The 18,200-nt window shown below is 38.5% G+C and carries 16 protein-coding genes and 1 other annotated feature; of the genes, 14 read left to right on the top strand and 2 right to left on the bottom strand.

What is annotated here, in order from left to right:
- The first annotated feature begins 73 nt into the window (after positions 1-73).
- Together MKY30_RS00310 and MKY30_RS00305 are read left to right on the top strand one after the other, a co-directional pair.
- Positions 74-589, top strand: coding sequence for a GyrI-like domain-containing protein (locus MKY30_RS00310; protein WP_147210187.1), 516 nt, complete (start codon positions 74-76; stop codon positions 587-589).
- A gap of 88 nt (positions 590-677) precedes the next feature.
- Positions 678-1,166 carry a MepB family protein gene (locus MKY30_RS00305; protein ID WP_341082493.1) on the top strand — a complete coding sequence of 163 codons (489 nt, stop codon included), beginning with the start codon at positions 678-680 and terminating at the stop codon, positions 1,164-1,166.
- Between the two features lie 83 nt (positions 1,167-1,249).
- Here MKY30_RS00305 and MKY30_RS00300 read toward each other — a convergent pair whose 3' ends face one another.
- Together MKY30_RS00300 and argS are read right to left on the bottom strand one after the other, a co-directional pair.
- A complete protein-coding gene (locus tag MKY30_RS00300; protein ID WP_339282677.1) occupies positions 1,250-2,023 on the bottom strand; it encodes a MerR family transcriptional regulator in 774 nt (257 codons plus the stop codon).
- A 194-nt stretch (positions 2,024-2,217) separates the two neighbouring features.
- Positions 2,218-3,906 (bottom strand): arginine--tRNA ligase, encoded by a 1,689-nt coding sequence (gene argS / locus MKY30_RS00295; protein ID WP_339282675.1) that lies wholly within the window; start codon positions 3,904-3,906, stop codon positions 2,218-2,220.
- A gap of 67 nt (positions 3,907-3,973) precedes the next feature.
- Positions 3,974-4,226 (bottom strand) — a binding site (T-box leader).
- A 303-nt stretch (positions 4,227-4,529) separates the two neighbouring features.
- Here argS and hprK point away from each other — a divergent pair.
- The 12 genes from hprK to trxB all read left to right on the top strand — a co-directional run bounded on the left by hprK (position 4,530) and on the right by trxB (position 17,584).
- Complete coding sequence (gene hprK / locus MKY30_RS00290) at positions 4,530-5,468, top strand: HPr(Ser) kinase/phosphatase (RefSeq protein ID WP_077601956.1); 939 nt, start codon at positions 4,530-4,532, stop codon at positions 5,466-5,468.
- Positions 5,469-5,482: 14 nt separating this feature from the next.
- Positions 5,483-6,352: a prolipoprotein diacylglyceryl transferase gene (gene lgt, locus MKY30_RS00285; protein WP_147210191.1), complete on the top strand. Its 870-nt coding sequence runs from the start codon at positions 5,483-5,485 to the stop codon at positions 6,350-6,352.
- A gap of 255 nt (positions 6,353-6,607) precedes the next feature.
- The gene (locus tag MKY30_RS00280) at positions 6,608-7,555 is read left to right on the top strand and encodes a nucleoside recognition domain-containing protein (protein WP_147210192.1); all 948 of its coding nucleotides are present in this window, start codon (positions 6,608-6,610) and stop codon (positions 7,553-7,555) included.
- Positions 7,530-8,165 (top strand): pyrophosphatase PpaX, encoded by a 636-nt coding sequence (gene ppaX / locus MKY30_RS00275; protein ID WP_147210193.1) that lies wholly within the window; start codon positions 7,530-7,532, stop codon positions 8,163-8,165. The genes MKY30_RS00280 and ppaX overlap by 26 nt, the downstream gene beginning before the upstream one ends.
- Before the next feature lie 2 nt (positions 8,166-8,167).
- Positions 8,168-8,689, top strand: coding sequence for an acyltransferase (locus MKY30_RS00270; protein WP_147210194.1), 522 nt, complete (start codon positions 8,168-8,170; stop codon positions 8,687-8,689).
- A gap of 15 nt (positions 8,690-8,704) precedes the next feature.
- Positions 8,705-9,256, top strand: a complete 552-nt coding sequence (locus tag MKY30_RS00265) for a glycerol-3-phosphate responsive antiterminator (protein WP_341082492.1) — start codon at positions 8,705-8,707, stop codon at positions 9,254-9,256.
- A gap of 486 nt (positions 9,257-9,742) precedes the next feature.
- Entirely contained in the window at positions 9,743-11,242 is a 1,500-nt protein-coding gene (glpK, locus tag MKY30_RS00260; protein WP_339282674.1) for a glycerol kinase GlpK, read from the top strand.
- A 149-nt stretch (positions 11,243-11,391) separates the two neighbouring features.
- On the top strand, positions 11,392-12,390 hold the full coding sequence (gene dhaK / locus MKY30_RS00255) for a dihydroxyacetone kinase subunit DhaK (RefSeq protein ID WP_147210197.1): 999 nt from the start codon (positions 11,392-11,394) through the stop codon (positions 12,388-12,390).
- A gap of 224 nt (positions 12,391-12,614) precedes the next feature.
- Positions 12,615-13,193 carry a dihydroxyacetone kinase subunit DhaL gene (gene dhaL / locus MKY30_RS00250; RefSeq protein WP_341085576.1) on the top strand — a complete coding sequence of 193 codons (579 nt, stop codon included), beginning with the start codon at positions 12,615-12,617 and terminating at the stop codon, positions 13,191-13,193.
- 352 nt (positions 13,194-13,545) lie between these two features.
- Entirely contained in the window at positions 13,546-15,207 is a 1,662-nt protein-coding gene (locus tag MKY30_RS00245; RefSeq protein WP_147210198.1) for a glycerol-3-phosphate dehydrogenase/oxidase, read from the top strand.
- Between the two features lie 308 nt (positions 15,208-15,515).
- A complete protein-coding gene (locus MKY30_RS00240; RefSeq protein ID WP_339282670.1) occupies positions 15,516-16,523 on the top strand; it encodes a tetratricopeptide repeat protein in 1,008 nt (335 codons plus the stop codon).
- A 128-nt stretch (positions 16,524-16,651) separates the two neighbouring features.
- Positions 16,652-17,584 (top strand): thioredoxin-disulfide reductase, encoded by a 933-nt coding sequence (gene trxB, locus MKY30_RS00235; RefSeq protein WP_339282668.1) that lies wholly within the window; start codon positions 16,652-16,654, stop codon positions 17,582-17,584.
- Positions 17,585-18,200: the final 616 nt, after the last annotated feature.

The following is an 18,200-nucleotide window of genomic DNA, read 5'->3' as shown; positions in this document are numbered from 1 at the left end:
AACTGGACAGACAGCTGTCAGGTTTCCTGTTTTATACTAACTATTATCATAAGAAAAAGGAGTTTGATAAGCTATGAAACAGGATAAATCAGCTGTAAATATTAAACCGTTACGCATGGAGAAGCGGCCAGCTTTTACATTAGCCGGAGTCAGTATGATAACTACTAATGAGGCAGAGCAATCTGGAAATGGGAAGATAGGATCATTATTTGAACGCTTTTTCACAGATAATATTGGAGAAAAATTGGATGTGAACATTCGTGAAGCGGGATATTACGGTTGTTATTTTCATTATCAGCAAGAAGAAAAAGGGACTTATGAAATTATGTTAAGCGTGCAAATAATGGAAGATTCTGTGGTTCAAAACGTAGAAGGGATTCAAACTTATACATTGCCGGAAGCGACATACGCTGTATTTGTAACAGAAAAAGGTCCAATAGCGGAAAAGGTTCCGCAAGCTTGGGCTGCTATTTGGGAATGGCAGCAGCTGCCTGAAAACATACGCACATTTACTGGTGATTTTGAGTACTATGCCGGGGATATTGATCCGGCAAATGGGCAGGTAGAAATATATATTGCGATTGAATAAGCAGAAATTCTCTACTCTTCCACTTTGATGTAATACAATGTACCCGGTACCATGATTAATATTAGATGAATTATAAAGGAAAGAGAAAATGCTAAAATCGATAAACCTGATCAAAGAATTACTATTTGACATAAATGGTGAGCTCACAAATATATTAAAAGAGCCGCAAAATATGGAATATGAAGGAACTACTTTTAATATTAATGAAAATAAATATAGGAGCCGCTTAGCTAAACGAACACCAAAGAAAGATGGGTATTTTGTTGTTTTCTGGGAAAAAGATGTAAATCATTGCAATCAGGCTTTTGCATATAGTGAGAGTCCGGATAAAATAGTGTTTTCAATCATAGATAAGGGTTTGAAAGGTCAGTTTATTTTTCCAAAATCTCTGCTTTTAGAGAAAGGAATATTGAGAACTAATGATAACAAAGGGAAAATGGCAATAAGAGTATACCCTTCATGGGAAAGGTCATTAAATAACTCAGCTAAAAAAACACAAGCATGGCAGGCACCATATTTTATAGATGTTTCAAATGAAATAGATATGAAAAGACTTACAGAATTATATTTCTCTTAAAAAGTACACATAAGAAAATCGAATGAAGAAGTCCGGAAAAGCTCCCTATTTTATAGGGGAGGCTTCGGACTTTTTTCATTCCATTATTTTTCTTCATTCTCCTTATACTGCTGTTCCATCGCTTTAGCTATTTCCTCCATATAAGCTTCTTCCTCTTTTGACCAGAAAGTCGGAGCTACAAAATTATCCGCTTCAGCAGATTCCAATTGTTCTTCCCATTTATCGATATTTTCTACAATAACATCCTCAGGGACGATTTTTATAAATAAATCATTAATATTTAGAAATACCTGTTGCGCTTCTTGCGCATGCGGAGGAACGTTTTCCCGCATCAGCCTTTTTACTTCAGCCAGAATAGAAAGCCATTCTCTATCTAATTTTTCACGCTCTTTCTTTGGTATATCCGTAAAAAGCGATGCAAAATCATCGGGAAAATGCTCCTTCATCCATGCCTTTTGCTCCTCTTCAAATTCCATCCCGTGGAGCAGAGAGGCGAGCACCGTCCAATCTAATGAAAAGTCATCATCTAAAAGCTCTTGTACATGATCAATAGCTGCGATGGCCCGGTTTAATTCCTCGCGCTTATGCACCAGCACCTTTCTTTGAACAGGGAGGGAGTCTGCAAAATTTTCTAAAGTGATTTCTTCTTTATCCAGCATTTCTTTGATTTCCTGAAGTGAATATCCAATAAATTTTAATGACTGGATACGTTGTAAGGTGGCGAGTTCTTCCAAGCTGTATAAACGATGACCGTTTTCATTTCTTTTGCTTGGATAAAGAATCCCAAGTTCTTCATAGAAACGCAGCGTTCGTGTTGAAAATCCGGTTTTTGCTCCAAATTCTCCGATGGTATACATTTCATATCAGCTCCTTTATATCTAAGTATAAAGCTTTCCGTTATGTGAAGTGCAATGGTTTTTTACAGGTAAATAGAAATATCTTTATGTTTTTAATTTTTCCTAAATAAAAATTGTATTTCTCTCTCCACTGCAAAAAGCACTTTCAAAGCAAATAAGAAATGTAATCAGCAATAAATAGCCGGTCTGTTTACTTAAAGCTTCTCAGGAGCTTTAATACCAAGCAATTTCAACCCTTCCTTCAATACAATCGCAACAGATTTCACCAATGCCAGTCTGCTGCTTTGCTCTGCATCATCAGCTAATATTTTGACCTGACCATAATATTTATTAAAATCCTGGCTTAATTTCAAAACATATTTTGCGATAACTGATGGTTCAGCCTGCTGAAAGCTTTTTTCGATTACATTTGGAAAATCCATTAGTATTTTGATGACGGTCCAGCTGTATGAATCGGTGAGCCCACTGACAGAAAGGTTATTTTCAGCAGAAGCTTTCCGAAGAATAGAGCAGGAACGGGCGTGTGTATATTGCACATAAAGCCCTGTAGAACCTTCAAATTTCAGCATCTCATCCAGATTGAATTCAATATTATTTTGGCGTTCATTCTTTAAATCATGAAAAATAATTGCTCCGACACCGACCATTTTTGCTACTTCTTCTTTATTTTCCAGTTCCGGATTTTTAGTTTTAATATTTTGGTAAGCCAGATCAATGGCTTCTTTGATAACATCCTCCAGCAGCACAACTTTTCCTTTTCTGGTCGACATTTTCTTTCCATCTTTTAAAATAAAACCGAATGGAACATGCTTTAATGAAGCTGCCCAGTCATAGCCCATTTTCTGGAGCACAAGGAATAACTGTTCGAAATGAAGGCGCTGCTCCTGTCCGACGATATAGAAGGATTTTTCAAAATGATAGGCCCTGCTCCGGTAAATAGCTGCTGCCAAATCCCGGGTTGCATATAATGTAGCGCCATCTTTCTTTTTAATTAAGCATGGCGGCATATTCTCAGCTGCTAATTCAACTACCTCAGCTCCATCTGAAAGAGACAGGAGATCTTTGTTTTTTAATTCTTGGACAACCTTGTCCATTTTATCATTATAAAATGCTTCGCCATCATAGGAGTCAAATGCAATATCCAGCAGTTCATAAATTTTCGCAAATTCCTTCAGTGATTCTTCTCTGAACCATTTCCACAGCTGATTTGCTTCTTCATTCCCAGATTCTAATTGTTTAAACCAAAAACGGGCTTCATCCTCTAAGTGGGGATGTTTTTCCGCTTGTTCGTGAAACATCACATATAGATAAAAGAGCTCTTTAATTGGGTTCTCTCGTACTTTTTCTTCTAAACCCCATTTTTTATAAGCAGTAATAAGCTTGCCAAATTGTGTTCCCCAGTCACCAAGATGATTTATTCGAATGGCTTTATAGCCATATTTTTCTGAGATATTAGCAAGTGCATTGCCAATAACAGTAGAACGTAAATGGCCCATGGAGAAAGGTTTGGCGATGTTTGGTGATGAGAAATCTAAAGTAACTATCTTTCCAGCACCGGCTGAAGACGAACCGTAGTCTTCTTTCTCAGTATTAATACGCCGAATTACTTGTTTACTGACGACTTGTTTGTTTAAAAAACCATTTAAATAAGGTCCTTCTGCCACTGTCTTTTCTAAAAAAGGTGCATCTATTTTTGTAGATAACTCTTTGGCTATTTGCTGCGGAGCTTTTTTTAGTTTTTTTGCTAAGGTAAAGCAAGGGAACGCTAAATCGCCATGAGTATTATATTTTGGTTCCTCAATCAATGAATGAATTTCATCCACTTCCGATAACCCTTGTAAATGGGTATAAATTTCCTCTGCAAATTGCTGACGGTAATTCATGGTCTACTCCTCCAATACGATTAAATGTGAAATATAAAAACATAAAAAACCCGTCTCCATGATGTAACATAGAGACGAGTTTATTCGCGGTACCACCCTAATTGCTCCTATATATAACTAATAAAGCTTTAGACTTTAATCAGAAATAAATAAGAACCTTCTTATATTATTTTTAACGGAATAACCCGGCATATCCTACTGATTGTTCAGACAGCACCTCTGAAGTGCGTTTCATTATATTCTGTACTGTCAGGCTTCCACCATCTCCTGACTCGCTGCTGTACATGATATATAACTACTCTCTTCATCAACGGTAATATATTAATGCTATATTATACAGAGATTTTCCAAAATAACAAGTACTCATTCATAAATATTTGGAGAAGTATCGGAAGAACTCAAACAATTATTGGTTACTTGAAAACAGTTTATATGGAGTTTGAAAAAGTCTGCAAAGAAGTAATCTTATAATGAGCGGACTTTCGAATGTCAAAATTGCATAAACCTTGTCAATCATAGTTTTTAATGAAGTACATTAAGTAAGAGACTTCTCCTCTACGTTTTTTGTACGGATTATGCTAAAATGTATATCAGTTAGCTTTGTTGAAGAGAGGAGCTTCAAAATGGTATCAACCGTCTGTACAAAGGATTTACTAGATCGGTTTAATTTACAGTTAGTAGCAGGAGAAGAAGGAGTTCACCGTGAAATTATAACAAGTGATATTTCACGCCCAGGATTGGAAATGACGGGCTTTTTTGACTATTATCCAAGGGAGCGTCTACAATTAATTGGTAAGACAGAATTAGCTTACTTTTTGGGACTGAATGCTGCAGAAAGAAAGCAGCGTGCTGAAAATCTATGTACGGATGTAACTCCGGGAATTATCATTTCCCGTGGCATGGATGTACCAGAAGAATTTTTTGAAGCATCGAAGCATTCTGGCGTACCAATCATACAATCACCGCGGACAACGACGCGGGTATTGAGTCGTTTAACCAATTACTTAGAATCTAAATTTGCACCATTTACGGCGGTGCATGGTGTGTTAATAGATATTTACGGCGTCGGTGTCTTAATTATCGGACAAAGTGGTGTTGGTAAAAGTGAAACAGCACTGGAATTAGTTAAAAGAGGGCATCGTCTTGTAGCAGATGATAATGTGGAAATCCGGCAAGAGGATTATGAGAGTCTGATTGGCAATGCACCTGCACTTATTGAACATTTACTGGAAATAAGGGGCCTGGGTATTATTAATGTAATGACATTATTTGGCGCAAGCTCGATCCGCAGCCAAAAACGGATTTCGATGGTTATTCAATTGGAAAATTGGGATAATAAAAAACAGTATGACCGTTTAGGATTAGATGAAGATACGATGAAGATTATGGATGTCCATCTGCCAAAAGCAACAATACCTGTCAGACCGGGAAGAAACCTGGCTGTTATTATTGAAGTAGCTGCTATGAATTTCCGGTTGAAACGGATGGGTGTGAATACGGCAGAAGAGTTTTCAGATCGTTTAACAAAAATGATTGAACAAGGTGATTTAGAATCACAATAGGAGGTAGAATATAGATGATTGGGACAAGTGCTCCTATTGATCGTGTATTTTTAGAAATTGGTCCATTAACAATTTATTGGTATGGAATCATTATTGCTGTTGGAGCTGTATTAGCAGTTTATTTAGCTACCAGAGAAGCGGAAAGAGTTGGATTGGGCAAAGAGACCATTATGGATTTCATTATTTTTGCTGTACCAATTGCGATTATCTCCGCAAGAATTTATTACGTAATCTTTGAATTTGACCAATATGCCAATGGTCCTTTATGGAAAATGTTTGCCACTTGGGAAGGCGGAATCGCTATTCATGGGGCTGTAATTGGCGGTGTGATTACAGCTATTGTTTTTGCAAAAGTAAAGAAAATATCATTTTGGCGTCTGGCTGATGTCGTTGCACCCAGTTTAATATTGGGACAGGCAATTGGGCGCTGGGGGAATTTCGTGAATCAGGAAGCGCATGGCGGTCCAATTTCTGAGGCTGCGTATGAAAGCTTCCATCAGTATTTGCCGGACTTTATTATGAACCAGATGGTCATTGATGGTGTGATGTATCATCCAACATTTTTATATGAATCTGCCTGGAATTTCCTGATATTTTTTGGACTGTTACTTTTCCGCAGAATAAATCCAAAACGCGGAATGGTATTCTTAATGTATGCTGTCACGTATTCCATCGGCCGTTTTTTCATAGAAGGGCTTCGGACAGACAGTTTATACATCATTGGTGATCTGAGGACGGCACAGGTTGTATCTATCTTAACAATCACAGCCGGAATTATCCTCATGCTATACAGGCTCATGACAACAGACGAGCGTTATCTTGACACACCAATGACAAAAAAGTATCCGAATAAAAGAAAAAAGAAAAAGAAGAAAAGGAAATAAAGTGAAACTTGATTTATCGGGTGGTTTTTCCCGCTAAGAATAAGGAATACAAGCTAACACTGCGATTACTCGCCCCATCAAAAACATTTGGGGAAACGCTTGTGTGACCAACATCGTGTTGGCCTGAACCAATCAGGAGATGAAGAGCCCGTTTTCATCCAACGAAAAAACTGATTTTACCATATAAATCAGGATGAATTACGGGCACTCATGCCGTGATGAAGCAAACGTGTTAAGCTGAAATGAGGTAAGAAAATGAAAGGAACGCTTTACAGGGGGTTAATTCAGGGATTAAAGACTACATTAAAGCTTGGGAAAGTTATTTTTCCGATTACATTAATTATAACGATATTGCAGTTTACACCTGTTTTCCCTTGGTTTATGAATATCATCTCCCCACTTATGGGGTTATTTGGTTTATCAGGGGAAGCTGCTGTTCCGCTTGTTTTAGGGAATGGATTAAATTTATACGCAGGGATTGCAGCGATTATTTCTTTTGATTTTACCGTCAAGGAAGTATTTATTATGGCAGTTATGCTGTCTTTTTCCCATAATCTATTTATTGAATCTGCTGTGGCAACAAGTGTAGGAGTAAGGTGGTGGATTATCGTTGGAATCCGGGTTGGACTTGCTGTGATATCCGGACTTTTGATTAATTTATTCTGGTCTGGCGGCTCAGAGCTTGCTCAATACGGTTTTATTTCCAGCAATGAAGTGGTCCTGAATAATTGGTGGGAAATTGGGCTTCATGGTGCTCAAGCGGCTGCTATAGCTATTGTTCAATTAGCCTGTATCGTTATCCCGTTAATGATTATCATGCAAATTATGCGGGAGCTTGGCTGGATGACTGCCATGTCAAATAAATTAGCTCCATTTATGAAGCTGCTGGGAATAGATAAGCGTGCTTCCATGACAATGGTTGCCGGTCTTACTATCGGACTTGCCTTTGGTGCCGGGCTCATGATGCAGGCTGTAAAAGAAGATAATGTGCCGAAGAAGGATATGTATTTAGCATTAATATTTCTCGTATCCTGCCATGCTGTTGTGGAGGACACGCTTGTCTTTATTCCGCTTGGAATTCCAGTTTGGCCATTATTAATTATCCGATTATCTGTAGCGATTATTTTGACGATGGTTATTGCTTATTTTTGGAAGAAGGAAGAAAGGAAAGTGCAACATGAGCATTCGTACCATTCTGTTTGATTTAGACGGAACGTTATTAAATACAAATGAGCTTATACGTGCTTCATTTGAACATACATTTGAAAAATTTAATATGCAGTTTACCCCGGAAGAAATAAAACATCTTAATGGCCCGCCATTAAATGAAACCTTTTATGAAATAAACCCGGAGCTGTCTGAACGAATGACAGCCGCATACCGGGAGTATAATATGAGAGAGCATGACCGTTATGTAGAAGCTTTTCCATATGTTTATGAAACAATCAAGCAGCTGTATGATAAAGGTATTACATTGGGAATTGTAAGTACGAAGATTAAAAAAACAGTTATGATGGGATTGGATTTAACCAGACTGACAGATTTCTTCTCTGTTATTATTACTTATGATGATGTGACACTTAAAAAACCTGATCCAGAACCGGTAGAAAAAGCAATGAAGCTGGTGAATGCGGATCCTGAAACAACCTTAATGGTAGGAGATAATTTTCATGATATTGTTTCAGGACAGCGTGCTGGTACACAAACGGCGGCGGTAAGCTGGTCTGAGAAAACAGAGGACTTTTTAAAAAGCTATCATCCAACATATTATTTGGATACAATGAGGGATTTATTAACAGTGGCAGGTGAATAGTCATGCGGAGAACTGAAAGGTATAAAGTCCATCATAAAGCAAATTCTTTATGGCAGATGTACAGTACGGTGTCTTTTTTTAAAATAGTAAAAAATTTTATTGTGATTCAGATTGCTCGTTATACTCCTTTTTTAAGAATGAAAAATTGGATGTATCGGCATTTTTTGCGCATGAAGGTAGGCGACCGTACATCATTTGCTTTAATGGCAATGCCTGATTCCATGTTCCCGGAAAAAATTAAAGTTGGAAATAACAGTATTATTGGTTATAATACAACGATTTTAGCGCATGAATATTTAATAACAGAATATCGTTTGGGTGAGGTGCATATCGGTAATGAGGTGATGATAGGCGCCAACTCGACGATATTACCGGGAGTGCATATCGGCGATGGAGCGATTATTTCTGCTGCGACACTGGTACATAAAGATGTTCCCGCTGGAGCTTTTGCCGGGGGAAATCCGATGCGGATTATTTATACGAAGGAAGAAATGGAATCGCGTAAGCTGCCGGATAATGATTGAGAGGAGGGAGCTCTGATGCAATTACCTGCTGGTATACTGCCTGCTGTAAGGCGCATGAAGGATTTTGAGAAGGTGTTGGAAAGTAATCATGAATACATTATTATTTTAGAATCAAGATTAGTCCAGCTGAAAAGTATGATTGATTACAGTCACCGTGCAAATAAAAAGGTATTTATCCATTTTGATTTAATTCAGGGGCTGAAAGCAGATGAATACGGGATGGAATTCCTGCATCGGGAAATAAAACCTGATGGTATATTAACGACACGCGGAAATGTGGTTGCAGCTGCAAAAAAGCATAAATTGCTGGCCATTCAACGTGTCTTTATATTAGACAGTGCTGCATTAGAGCAGAGTATAAAGCTTATCCATCGATTTGAGCCGGATTACGTGGAAATTTTGCCAGGTCTGGTGCCGGAAGTAATTGAAGAGATTACCGGAGAAACCGATATTCCTGTTATTGCCGGTGGGTTAATTAAAGAGGAAAATCATGTTACTCAGGCACTGAATGCTGGAGCGGTAGCCGTATCTACATCAAGCCGCAAGCTTTGGAATCTTTCAACATAGAAAAAACAGCACCTGTATCGGTGCTGTTTTTTCTATGTTGAGGTATGAAATTAGAATAAAGAAAAAATGGAACAACTTTGATTATATATAAAAGTGTTAATCGACTTTGTTCGATTTTTGTGTCCAGCCTTATTCATATAATTTCAGATCGGAATTTTCTTTTCTTTCCACCACCTGTTATTGATTCAAAAACAAGAAATCCTGCTGATTCAATGAATTGACAACGCTTGCAATTTGTTTTATTCTATACTTAAACTAATCGTGATGGAGAGAAGGAGCCCGCGCAAACGTGTACCAGGATAAGAATGGTGCTATTTGTTTGCGGGCTTTTTCTACTTATCATTTTCCTCCTTGATGTAAAAGTCACAGGTTTTATCTTTTTCTAAACTTATTTTGACATGGTATGATTATTTGGTTGTAGAAATAAAGGATAAGCCTTGTGGAATATCCTTATATGTTTAAAAAAGCACAATGGAGGAATAGGGTATGAAAGAACAATATATATTGTCAATTGACCAGGGGACAACAAGCTCCCGGGCTATTTTATTTAATAAAGGAGGGGAGATTGTTGCCACAGCTCAAAAAGAATTTGAACAGCATTTCCCTAAACCGGGCTGGGTAGAGCATGACCCGAATGAAATTTGGACCTCTGTACTTGGCTGCATTGCAGAAGTATTAAATAACACAAATATAGAAGCAAATCAGGTTGCGGGGATTGGGATTACAAATCAGCGTGAAACAGCAGTTGTATGGGATAAGCAAACGGGAAGACCAATCTATAAAGCAATCGTTTGGCAATCTCGTCAAACAGAAGATATTTGCCGTAATTTAAAACAACAGGGCTATGAAGAAACAATTCGCAGCAAAACGGGTCTTTTAATTGATCCATACTTCTCAGGAACAAAGGTAAAATGGATTTTAGAAAATGTAGAAGGCGCGAGGGAGAAGGCGGAAGCAGGAGACCTTTTATTTGGAACAATTGATACATGGTTAATCTATAAATTTTCAGGCGGGAAGACTCATGTAACCGACTATTCGAATGCTTCCCGTACCTTAATGTTCAATATTTATGATCTAAAGTGGGATGAGGAGCTTTTAGAAATTCTTGGTGTACCACAGTCGATGCTTCCAGAGGTACGGCCATCATCTGAAATCTATACAAAAACAGTATCGTATCATTTCTTTGGTGAAGAAATACCGATTGCCGGAATTGCTGGAGACCAGCAGGCTGCCTTATTTGGTCAGGCATGCTTTGAAAAAGGAATGGCAAAAAACACATATGGGACAGGCTGCTTCTTATTAATGAACACGGGAGAAGAGCCAGTAGCATCTAAACAAGGATTGTTAACAACCATTGCGTGGGGCCTGGATGGAAAAATAAATTATGCACTGGAAGGAAGTATATTTGTTGCGGGTTCTGCTGTCCAATGGCTGCGTGATGGATTACAGATGATTGAGTCCAGCCAGGAGAGCGAGGCATTTGCATCTGAAGTGGATACAACAGAAGGTGTATATATGGTTCCTGCTTTTGTCGGGTTAGGTACTCCCTATTGGGATAGCGACGCCCGTGGTGCGGTCTTTGGTTTGACAAGAGGAACGAAGAAAGAGCATTTTATTCGCGCTACGTTAGAATCTCTGGCTTATCAGACAAAGGATGTGATGCAGGCAATGTCTGTTGATGCAGGTATTGATTTAAAAACGCTCCGTGTTGACGGGGGCGCAGTAAAAAATGATTTATTAATGCAATTCCAGAGTGATATTTTAGAAGTGCCTGTAGAACGCCCGGAGATCCAGGAGACAACAGCATTAGGATCAGCTTATTTAGCAGGGATAGCTGTCGGGTACTGGAAGGATCAGGAAGAGATAGCAGCACAGTGGTTAAATGAAAAAACATTTGAACCGAAAATGGATAAAACAGAGAGTGATCGCCTATACAAAGGCTGGGAAAAAGCTGTCAAAGCAACACGTGCCTTTAAAACAGAATAGTACCTGGTTATTTATAGAAGTAATATAGATTAAGATGTTTTGGAAAGCTGTATATTGGTAAGAAGCTGAAGGTAATTTAGGAATCAATTTGAATTTTTAACATAGATACTGGGATTGATTCATTTCATTAAAAATCTGGAGGGGTAGAAATGAAAAAAATAATCAATAATCCAAGTAATGTAATTCAAGACATGGTAAAAGGAATGACTCTTGCAAACGATGGACAGTGGGTACAGGTAGAAAACACAAACGTTATTCGTCGCAAGGAGCTGTCTCAAGGGAAGGTCGGCCTGGTCAGCGGCGGTGGAAGCGGACATGAACCAGCCCATGCAGGCTATGTCGGCAAAGGGATGTTAGATGCAGCAGTTGTTGGAGAAGTATTTACCTCTCCGACACCAGATCAGATTTTTGAAGCTATTAAAGCAGTTGATCAAGGTAAGGGTGTCCTGCTCATTGTAAAAAACTATACAGGAGACGTTCTAAACTTTGAAATGGCTGGCGAATTAGCTGAGGCAGAAGGAATTCGCGTTGAGCAGGTAATTGTAAATGATGATATTGCTGTGAAGGACAGTGATTTTACCATTGGCCGCCGCGGGATTGCCGGCACTGTATTTGTCCATAAAGCAGCTGGAGCAAAAGCGGAGCAGGGAGCTTCGTTAGACGAAGTGAAAGCTGCTGCAGAAAAGACAATCGAGCAGGTGCGTTCTATGGGAATGGCTCTAACATCATGCACGGTCCCTGATGCTGGAAAGCCAAGCTTTCATTTAGATGAAGATGAAATGGAGATAGGAATTGGCATTCATGGAGAAGCAGGAACGGAACGGAAAAAGATTGCTTCTGCAAAAGAAATAGCGGATGAACTAACAAGCAATATTATTGAAGATGCTGGTCTGGCAGCTGGTGACGAAGTAGCTGTTATGATTAATGGCATGGGTTCTACACCAGAAATGGAGCTATTTATTGTAAATGGTCATGTCAATGACATGCTGAAGGAAAAACAAATTTCTGTTCATCAGACATATGTTGGCGAATATATGACATCTCTTGAAATGGCGGGATTTTCTATCACACTATTAAAGGTTGATGAAGAATTAAAGCAGCTGTTAGCAGAGCCGAGTGAAGCTATCGCTTTTAAAGAGGATATTTAAAAAGTCCAATAAAGATGACGCAGCGAAAAGAGGGTCTTCTACTAAAAACGCCCACGTCGTGTGGGCAACGTAGAAGTCACCACATCCTGTGGAAGTCTGTTCGTAAAAAGCTCGTCGCCTTGAACTTCTTGGTCCTATTTATCGGACTTTTTGAACACGCACTTAAAGCATAATGTCAGGAGGAGGTTTTTAACGTGTTAACAATACAATCAGCTCAAGACTGGATGGTAAAAGCAAATGAATATATGCAGGAGAATAAAGGTTATTTAACAGAGCTTGATCAGGCAATTGGAGACAGTGATCATGGCATTAATATGTCAAGAGGCTTTCAGGAGGTTGTAAAAAAACTTGAGCAATCCTCATATGATGATGTTGCCACGGTTTTTAAGGATGTTGCAATGACATTAATGTCGAAAGTAGGAGGAGCTTCAGGTCCATTATATGGTACTGCTTTTCTGAAATTGTCGATGGCAGTGAAAGGGAAGGATACTGTAGACAAGGGTGATATTGCAGCAGGACTGGATGCCGCAGCACAAGGTATTCAGCAACGGGGGAAATCAACCACTGGAGAAAAAACGATGGTAGATGTTTGGGTGCCAGTTGTTTCCTGGTGGAATGAACAGAGTGAAATCGATGCAGCAGATTTAGAAAAGACAGCAGAAGAAGCTATGGAATCTACAAAGCCGATGAAAGCAACAAAAGGAAGAGCATCATATTTGAAGGAAAAGTCTGTCGGTCATATTGATCCAGGATCTGCTTCCAGCTACTATATATTCAAATCGCTGGCAGAAGTTTTAGCATAACGCACAGAATTTTTAAGCAATATTTCCAGTTATTTTTATACCAGCATATCAGGTGCCTGAAAGTGAAAAAGTCCGGATAAAAGCAAAAGGCTATACAGTATGTATAATATATGTTAGTATGAATTTAAGTTAATAAAACGGACGGAGAAGCTATGGAGAGACCGCGGGAAGGCTGGTATTATTATATCAGTATTCTTGTGGTCTTTTTTAATTTATCTGAAGTATTCAGATTGTGATTGGCAATAAAAAGAAAAGCTGTACAAGAATGAATTGGTTTTTCTTATACTTTTGGATGAATAGCCGTCTTTAAATAGGGAAAAAGAAACTATAGATAATTTTAGGGGTGGAGTTTATGAGTGAATTTTCAGGGAAAAGACGTAAAGAAGTATTAGAATCACTGGAAAAAGAGCAACTGGATTTATTAGTTATTGGGGGAGGTATTACCGGTTCCGGAATTTCATTAGATGCTGCTACAAGAGGGCTGCGAACAGGACTTATTGAAATGCAGGATTTTGCAGCGGGTACCTCAAGCCGTTCAACAAAATTAGTGCATGGCGGCCTGCGCTACTTGCAGCAATTTGAAGTAAAAATGGTTGCAGAGGTAGGGAAAGAACGTGCTGTCGTTTATGAAAATGGTCCACATGTTACCACACCAGAGTGGATGCTTTTACCATTTCATAAAGGAAGTAATTTAGGACCGTTTACATCTAATATCGGTTTGCGTGTATATGACTTTTTGGCAGGCGTTAAAAAATCAGAACGCCGTGAAATGTTAAAACCAGCTGAGGTATTAGACCGTGAACCGCTTGTAAAAAAAGACGAGCTTCGCGGCGGCGGATATTATGTAGAATATAAAACAGATGATGCACGATTAACTATTGAAGTGCTTAAAAAAGCTGTTGAAAATGGTGTCAAAGCAGTCAACTATACAAAAGCAGTGGAATTCATCTATGAAGATGGAAAAGTAGTAGGCGTTGTGGCAGAAAATCAAATCAGCAAAGAAAAGCATAAAATCTATGCGAAAAAAATTATTAATGCTGGCGGTCCATGGGTAGATGATGTCCGTGAATTAGATGGATCCAAAAAAGGAAAAACACTTCATTTAACAAAAGGTGTCCATCTAGTATTTGACGAATCTGTATTCCCGCTTAAACAGGCAGTGTACTTCGATACACCGGACGGACGTATGGTTTTTGCTATTCCTCGTGATGGTAAAACTTATGTAGGCACAACAGACACTGACTATAAAGGGAATATTGCTCATCCAACAATGACAGAGGCAGACCGCGATTATATCTTAGACGCGATTAACTATATGTTCCCTTCTGTCGGAATTGATGCAGACAAAGTAGAATCCAGCTGGGCTGGAATACGTCCTTTAATTGCTGAAGAAGGTGCAAGCAGCCCAAGCGAAATCTCCCGTAAGGATGAAATTTTCCAATCTGATTCTGGGTTACTTTCCATGGCAGGAGGAAAATTAACAGGCTACCGTAAAATGGGGGAACACGTTGTTAATATGGTAGCGAAACAATTAAAAGAAGAAGAAGGCATTTTATATACAGACAGCCAAACAAAGCATTTGCCAATTTCCGGAGGAGAAGTTGGCGGATCAAAAGGCTTCAAGAACTTCAAAGCAGAAAAGGTTAAAGAAGGTGTGAGCCTTGGTTTAACAGAGAAAGAAGCAGCAGAACTGACACAGCGGTATGGTGCAAATGTAGAAAAAGTCTTCACACTTTATACAGAAAATAAAGAAGCTGCTAAAAATGAAAATATTGAACCGGCAGTATTTGCTCAGGTACTATATGCAATCAATGAAGAAATGGCTTATAAAGCAGTTGACTTCTTTATCCGCCGTTCAGGTGCATTATTCTTTAACCGTCCATGGGTAGAAACACATATGGATACGGTACTTCCGTTCATGGAAAAAGAACTCGGCTGGACAAAAGAGGAAGCAGCAGCATATAGAAAAGAATTGGAACAATTATTGTACGAAACAACACACCCAGATAAATAAGAACGTAATAATAAAAATAAGATGCATGCTCTGCCATGTGTCTTATTTTTTCGGCTTTAGACGGAATTATATAATATGAAATAAGTCCGGTTCTGTCCGCTAAAATTATGAGTATTGTTCATGTTATATTAAACATTAAAAATAACTTTGGACAACACAGAGCCCGCTGCTCAGGCTATCAAATACAGACCTTTGAAAAGAGCGGTAAACGGAAGTAAAAGTTTCACTATTTAACATGACAAATATGGGAATCTGCTATATTCTATGGTATACTTTTCTCGACTTGTCTTTAAGAACGGGGGAGATCCATGTTAAAAGGAAAAAGAAATAAAACCAAAGGAACAACAAATAACGTAACCCCATTCATTCCTGAAGGCGACTTTTACTATACAAAGGGCGTAGAGGCATTTAAAAAAAGGAAATTTGATATTGCAATTAAATGGATACAGAAAGCAATAGAAGACAAACCCTATTTCCCTCTATATAAATGCCAGTTATCCATCATTTATACTGAAACAGGTGCTTATCATAAAGCAAATCAGCTGCTGACAGAGGTTTTGAAGACTGGAGAATATGTTGATTGCTACTATTTAGCTGCAAATAACTATGCGCATCTTGGATTGCTGCAAGATGCTAAAAAATATGCACAAATGTATTTAGATAAAAAGCCAGAGGGAGATTTTAGTGATGATGCTGCCCAGCTTCTTGATTATATAGAAATTGGCGATGAAGACGAGGAAGAAATCTTTTCTCTGGAGGATGAGGACGAACTGATTATTTTACAGGAGACAGCCTTTTACCATATAGAAAATAATGACTGGGAAAAAGCGATTCCTTTTATTGAAGAGATAATGGAAAATTTTCCAGAACAGAAGTTAGCTGTTCATGACTATGCGCAAGCACTATTCTATACTGGAAAAAAAGAAGAGGCTATGCATATTGAGGAGGATATGCTGGAGGATTACCCGAATAATTTGCAAAGTCATTTAAATTTAGCGTTGTTTTATTATGAGACAGGAGATTCTGATTACCTTGAGCATATCCAGATCATAGATAATATCTATCCAATTCATGAGGAGCAAAAGCTGCGGATTGCAGAAGTCTTTGCAAAAACAGAAAATTATTCTTTAGCATATGAACGGTATCAAAATGTTTCTGGAGAGCAAGCTAAAAGAAGAGCATCTTATTATAAGTGGTATAGTGTTACAGCTTATCATTCAGGATATCCCAGTAAAGCATTGCGATTATGGGAAGAGGGTTTGAGACGGCACCCTAAGCTGTCAAAGGAGGAAGGGCCCTGGGCTTTTAAAGATTAAAAAAGGGTTCGATATCCTGTCGCTGTACAGGAATTACGAATATGAGCAAAAAGATAGACGTTATATCTTAATTTCATTACACTATACGTTGGAATAAGAATATTATAAAGATAAAGGGGCGGTATTGAATGTCCGAAGAAAAAATATATGATGTGATTATTGCCGGAGCTGGACCAGCAGGTATGACTGCTGCAGTGTATGCTTCCCGGGCAAATTTAGATACATTGATGCTGGAACGTGGAATTCCGGGCGGTCAAATGGCAAATACAGAAGATGTGGAAAACTATCCTGGATTTGATCATATTTTAGGGCCGGATTTATCGAATAAAATGTTCGATCATGCTAAAAAATTTGGTGCGGAATATGCATACGGTGATATTAAATCCATTGAAGATCATGGCAATTATAAAACTATTCATGCAGGAAAGAAAGAGTATCATACCAAGGCTTTAATTATTGCAACAGGAGCGCAATATAAAAAGCTTGGCATCCCGGGAGAAGAAGAGCTTGGCGGACGCGGTGTATCTTATTGTGCGGTGTGTGATGGTGCTTTCTTTAAAGAAAAAGAACTTGTTGTTGTCGGCGGCGGGGACTCTGCTGTGGAAGAAGGCGTATATTTAACAAGATTTGCAAGTAAAGTAACCATTGTTCACCGCCGTGATGAATTGCGCGCACAGCGTATTCTTCAGGATCGTGCTTTTGATAATAATAAAATTGAATTTATTTGGGATACAGTGCCTGAAAAAATTAATGGTACAGACGGAAAAGTCAGCAGTATCACATTAAAAAATAATAAAACGAATGAAGTGTATGATTTTGAGACAAACGGTGTATTTGTTTATATCGGTATGCTGCCTTTAAACGATCCATTTACAGAGTTAGGAATTACAGATGAAGAAGGATATATTCCTACATCTGAAAACATGGAAACAAAAATTCCAGGAATTTTTGCAGCTGGAGATATCCGTGCAAAAGATCTTAGACAAATTGTTACCGCTACTGGTGATGGAAGTATCGCAGCTGAAACAGCCATTAAATATGTAGAGACATTAGAAGATTAATCAAGATAATTGTCGTATTTTAGGTGATAAGTAATTCTAAAGTTATTGGAAATTGTCGAATCTATAGGGGTTATCAATCTTAAGGTATAATTTGTATAAAAAAATTAATCTCCGGTAACTGGTTCTTAACCTTGTTGTAACACGCATGAAACAATGAAAGGTTAAGATAGGGTTAACTAATTGACCCCCTTTTAATAGATAGATTAGTTTTGGGACAGGTGACTCACCTGTCCATTTTTTTGGATTAAAATAAAGGCAGCTTTTTTTTAGAATAAGAAAGTATATAAGAATATTGAAGAATAGCCGCTCCAACGGGTTTCATAGGATGAGTAACCGCAACCTCAGAAATACACTACGCTTTCCGTAGGCCCCGAGCTCATCTCCTCGATAAAGAAGACTTAGTGATTGGCAAGCCGATAGGCGCAGACAGAGCTAAAGCCGCACTTATGTCCTTGGGTGAAAAAAAGAAGAGCACTTTTTTCCTGTGGGGCATACAGGACGTATGTCAGTTCGGTGCCTGAGACAGGGCGTCACTAACTTAACCAAATTTCCTTCCGTTTTGGGACTGCGATTACTCGTCCCATCAAAAAGCGTCGCTAGAATTAGCTTCATTTCT

Origin of the sequence: Oceanobacillus sp. FSL W8-0428, assembly GCF_038004405.1 — a bacterium.
Lineage (GTDB): Bacteria > Bacillota > Bacilli > Bacillales > Amphibacillaceae > Oceanobacillus > Oceanobacillus sojae.
Note: the sequence above shows the minus strand (reverse complement) of the source record. Positions and strands in the feature narration are given on the sequence as shown.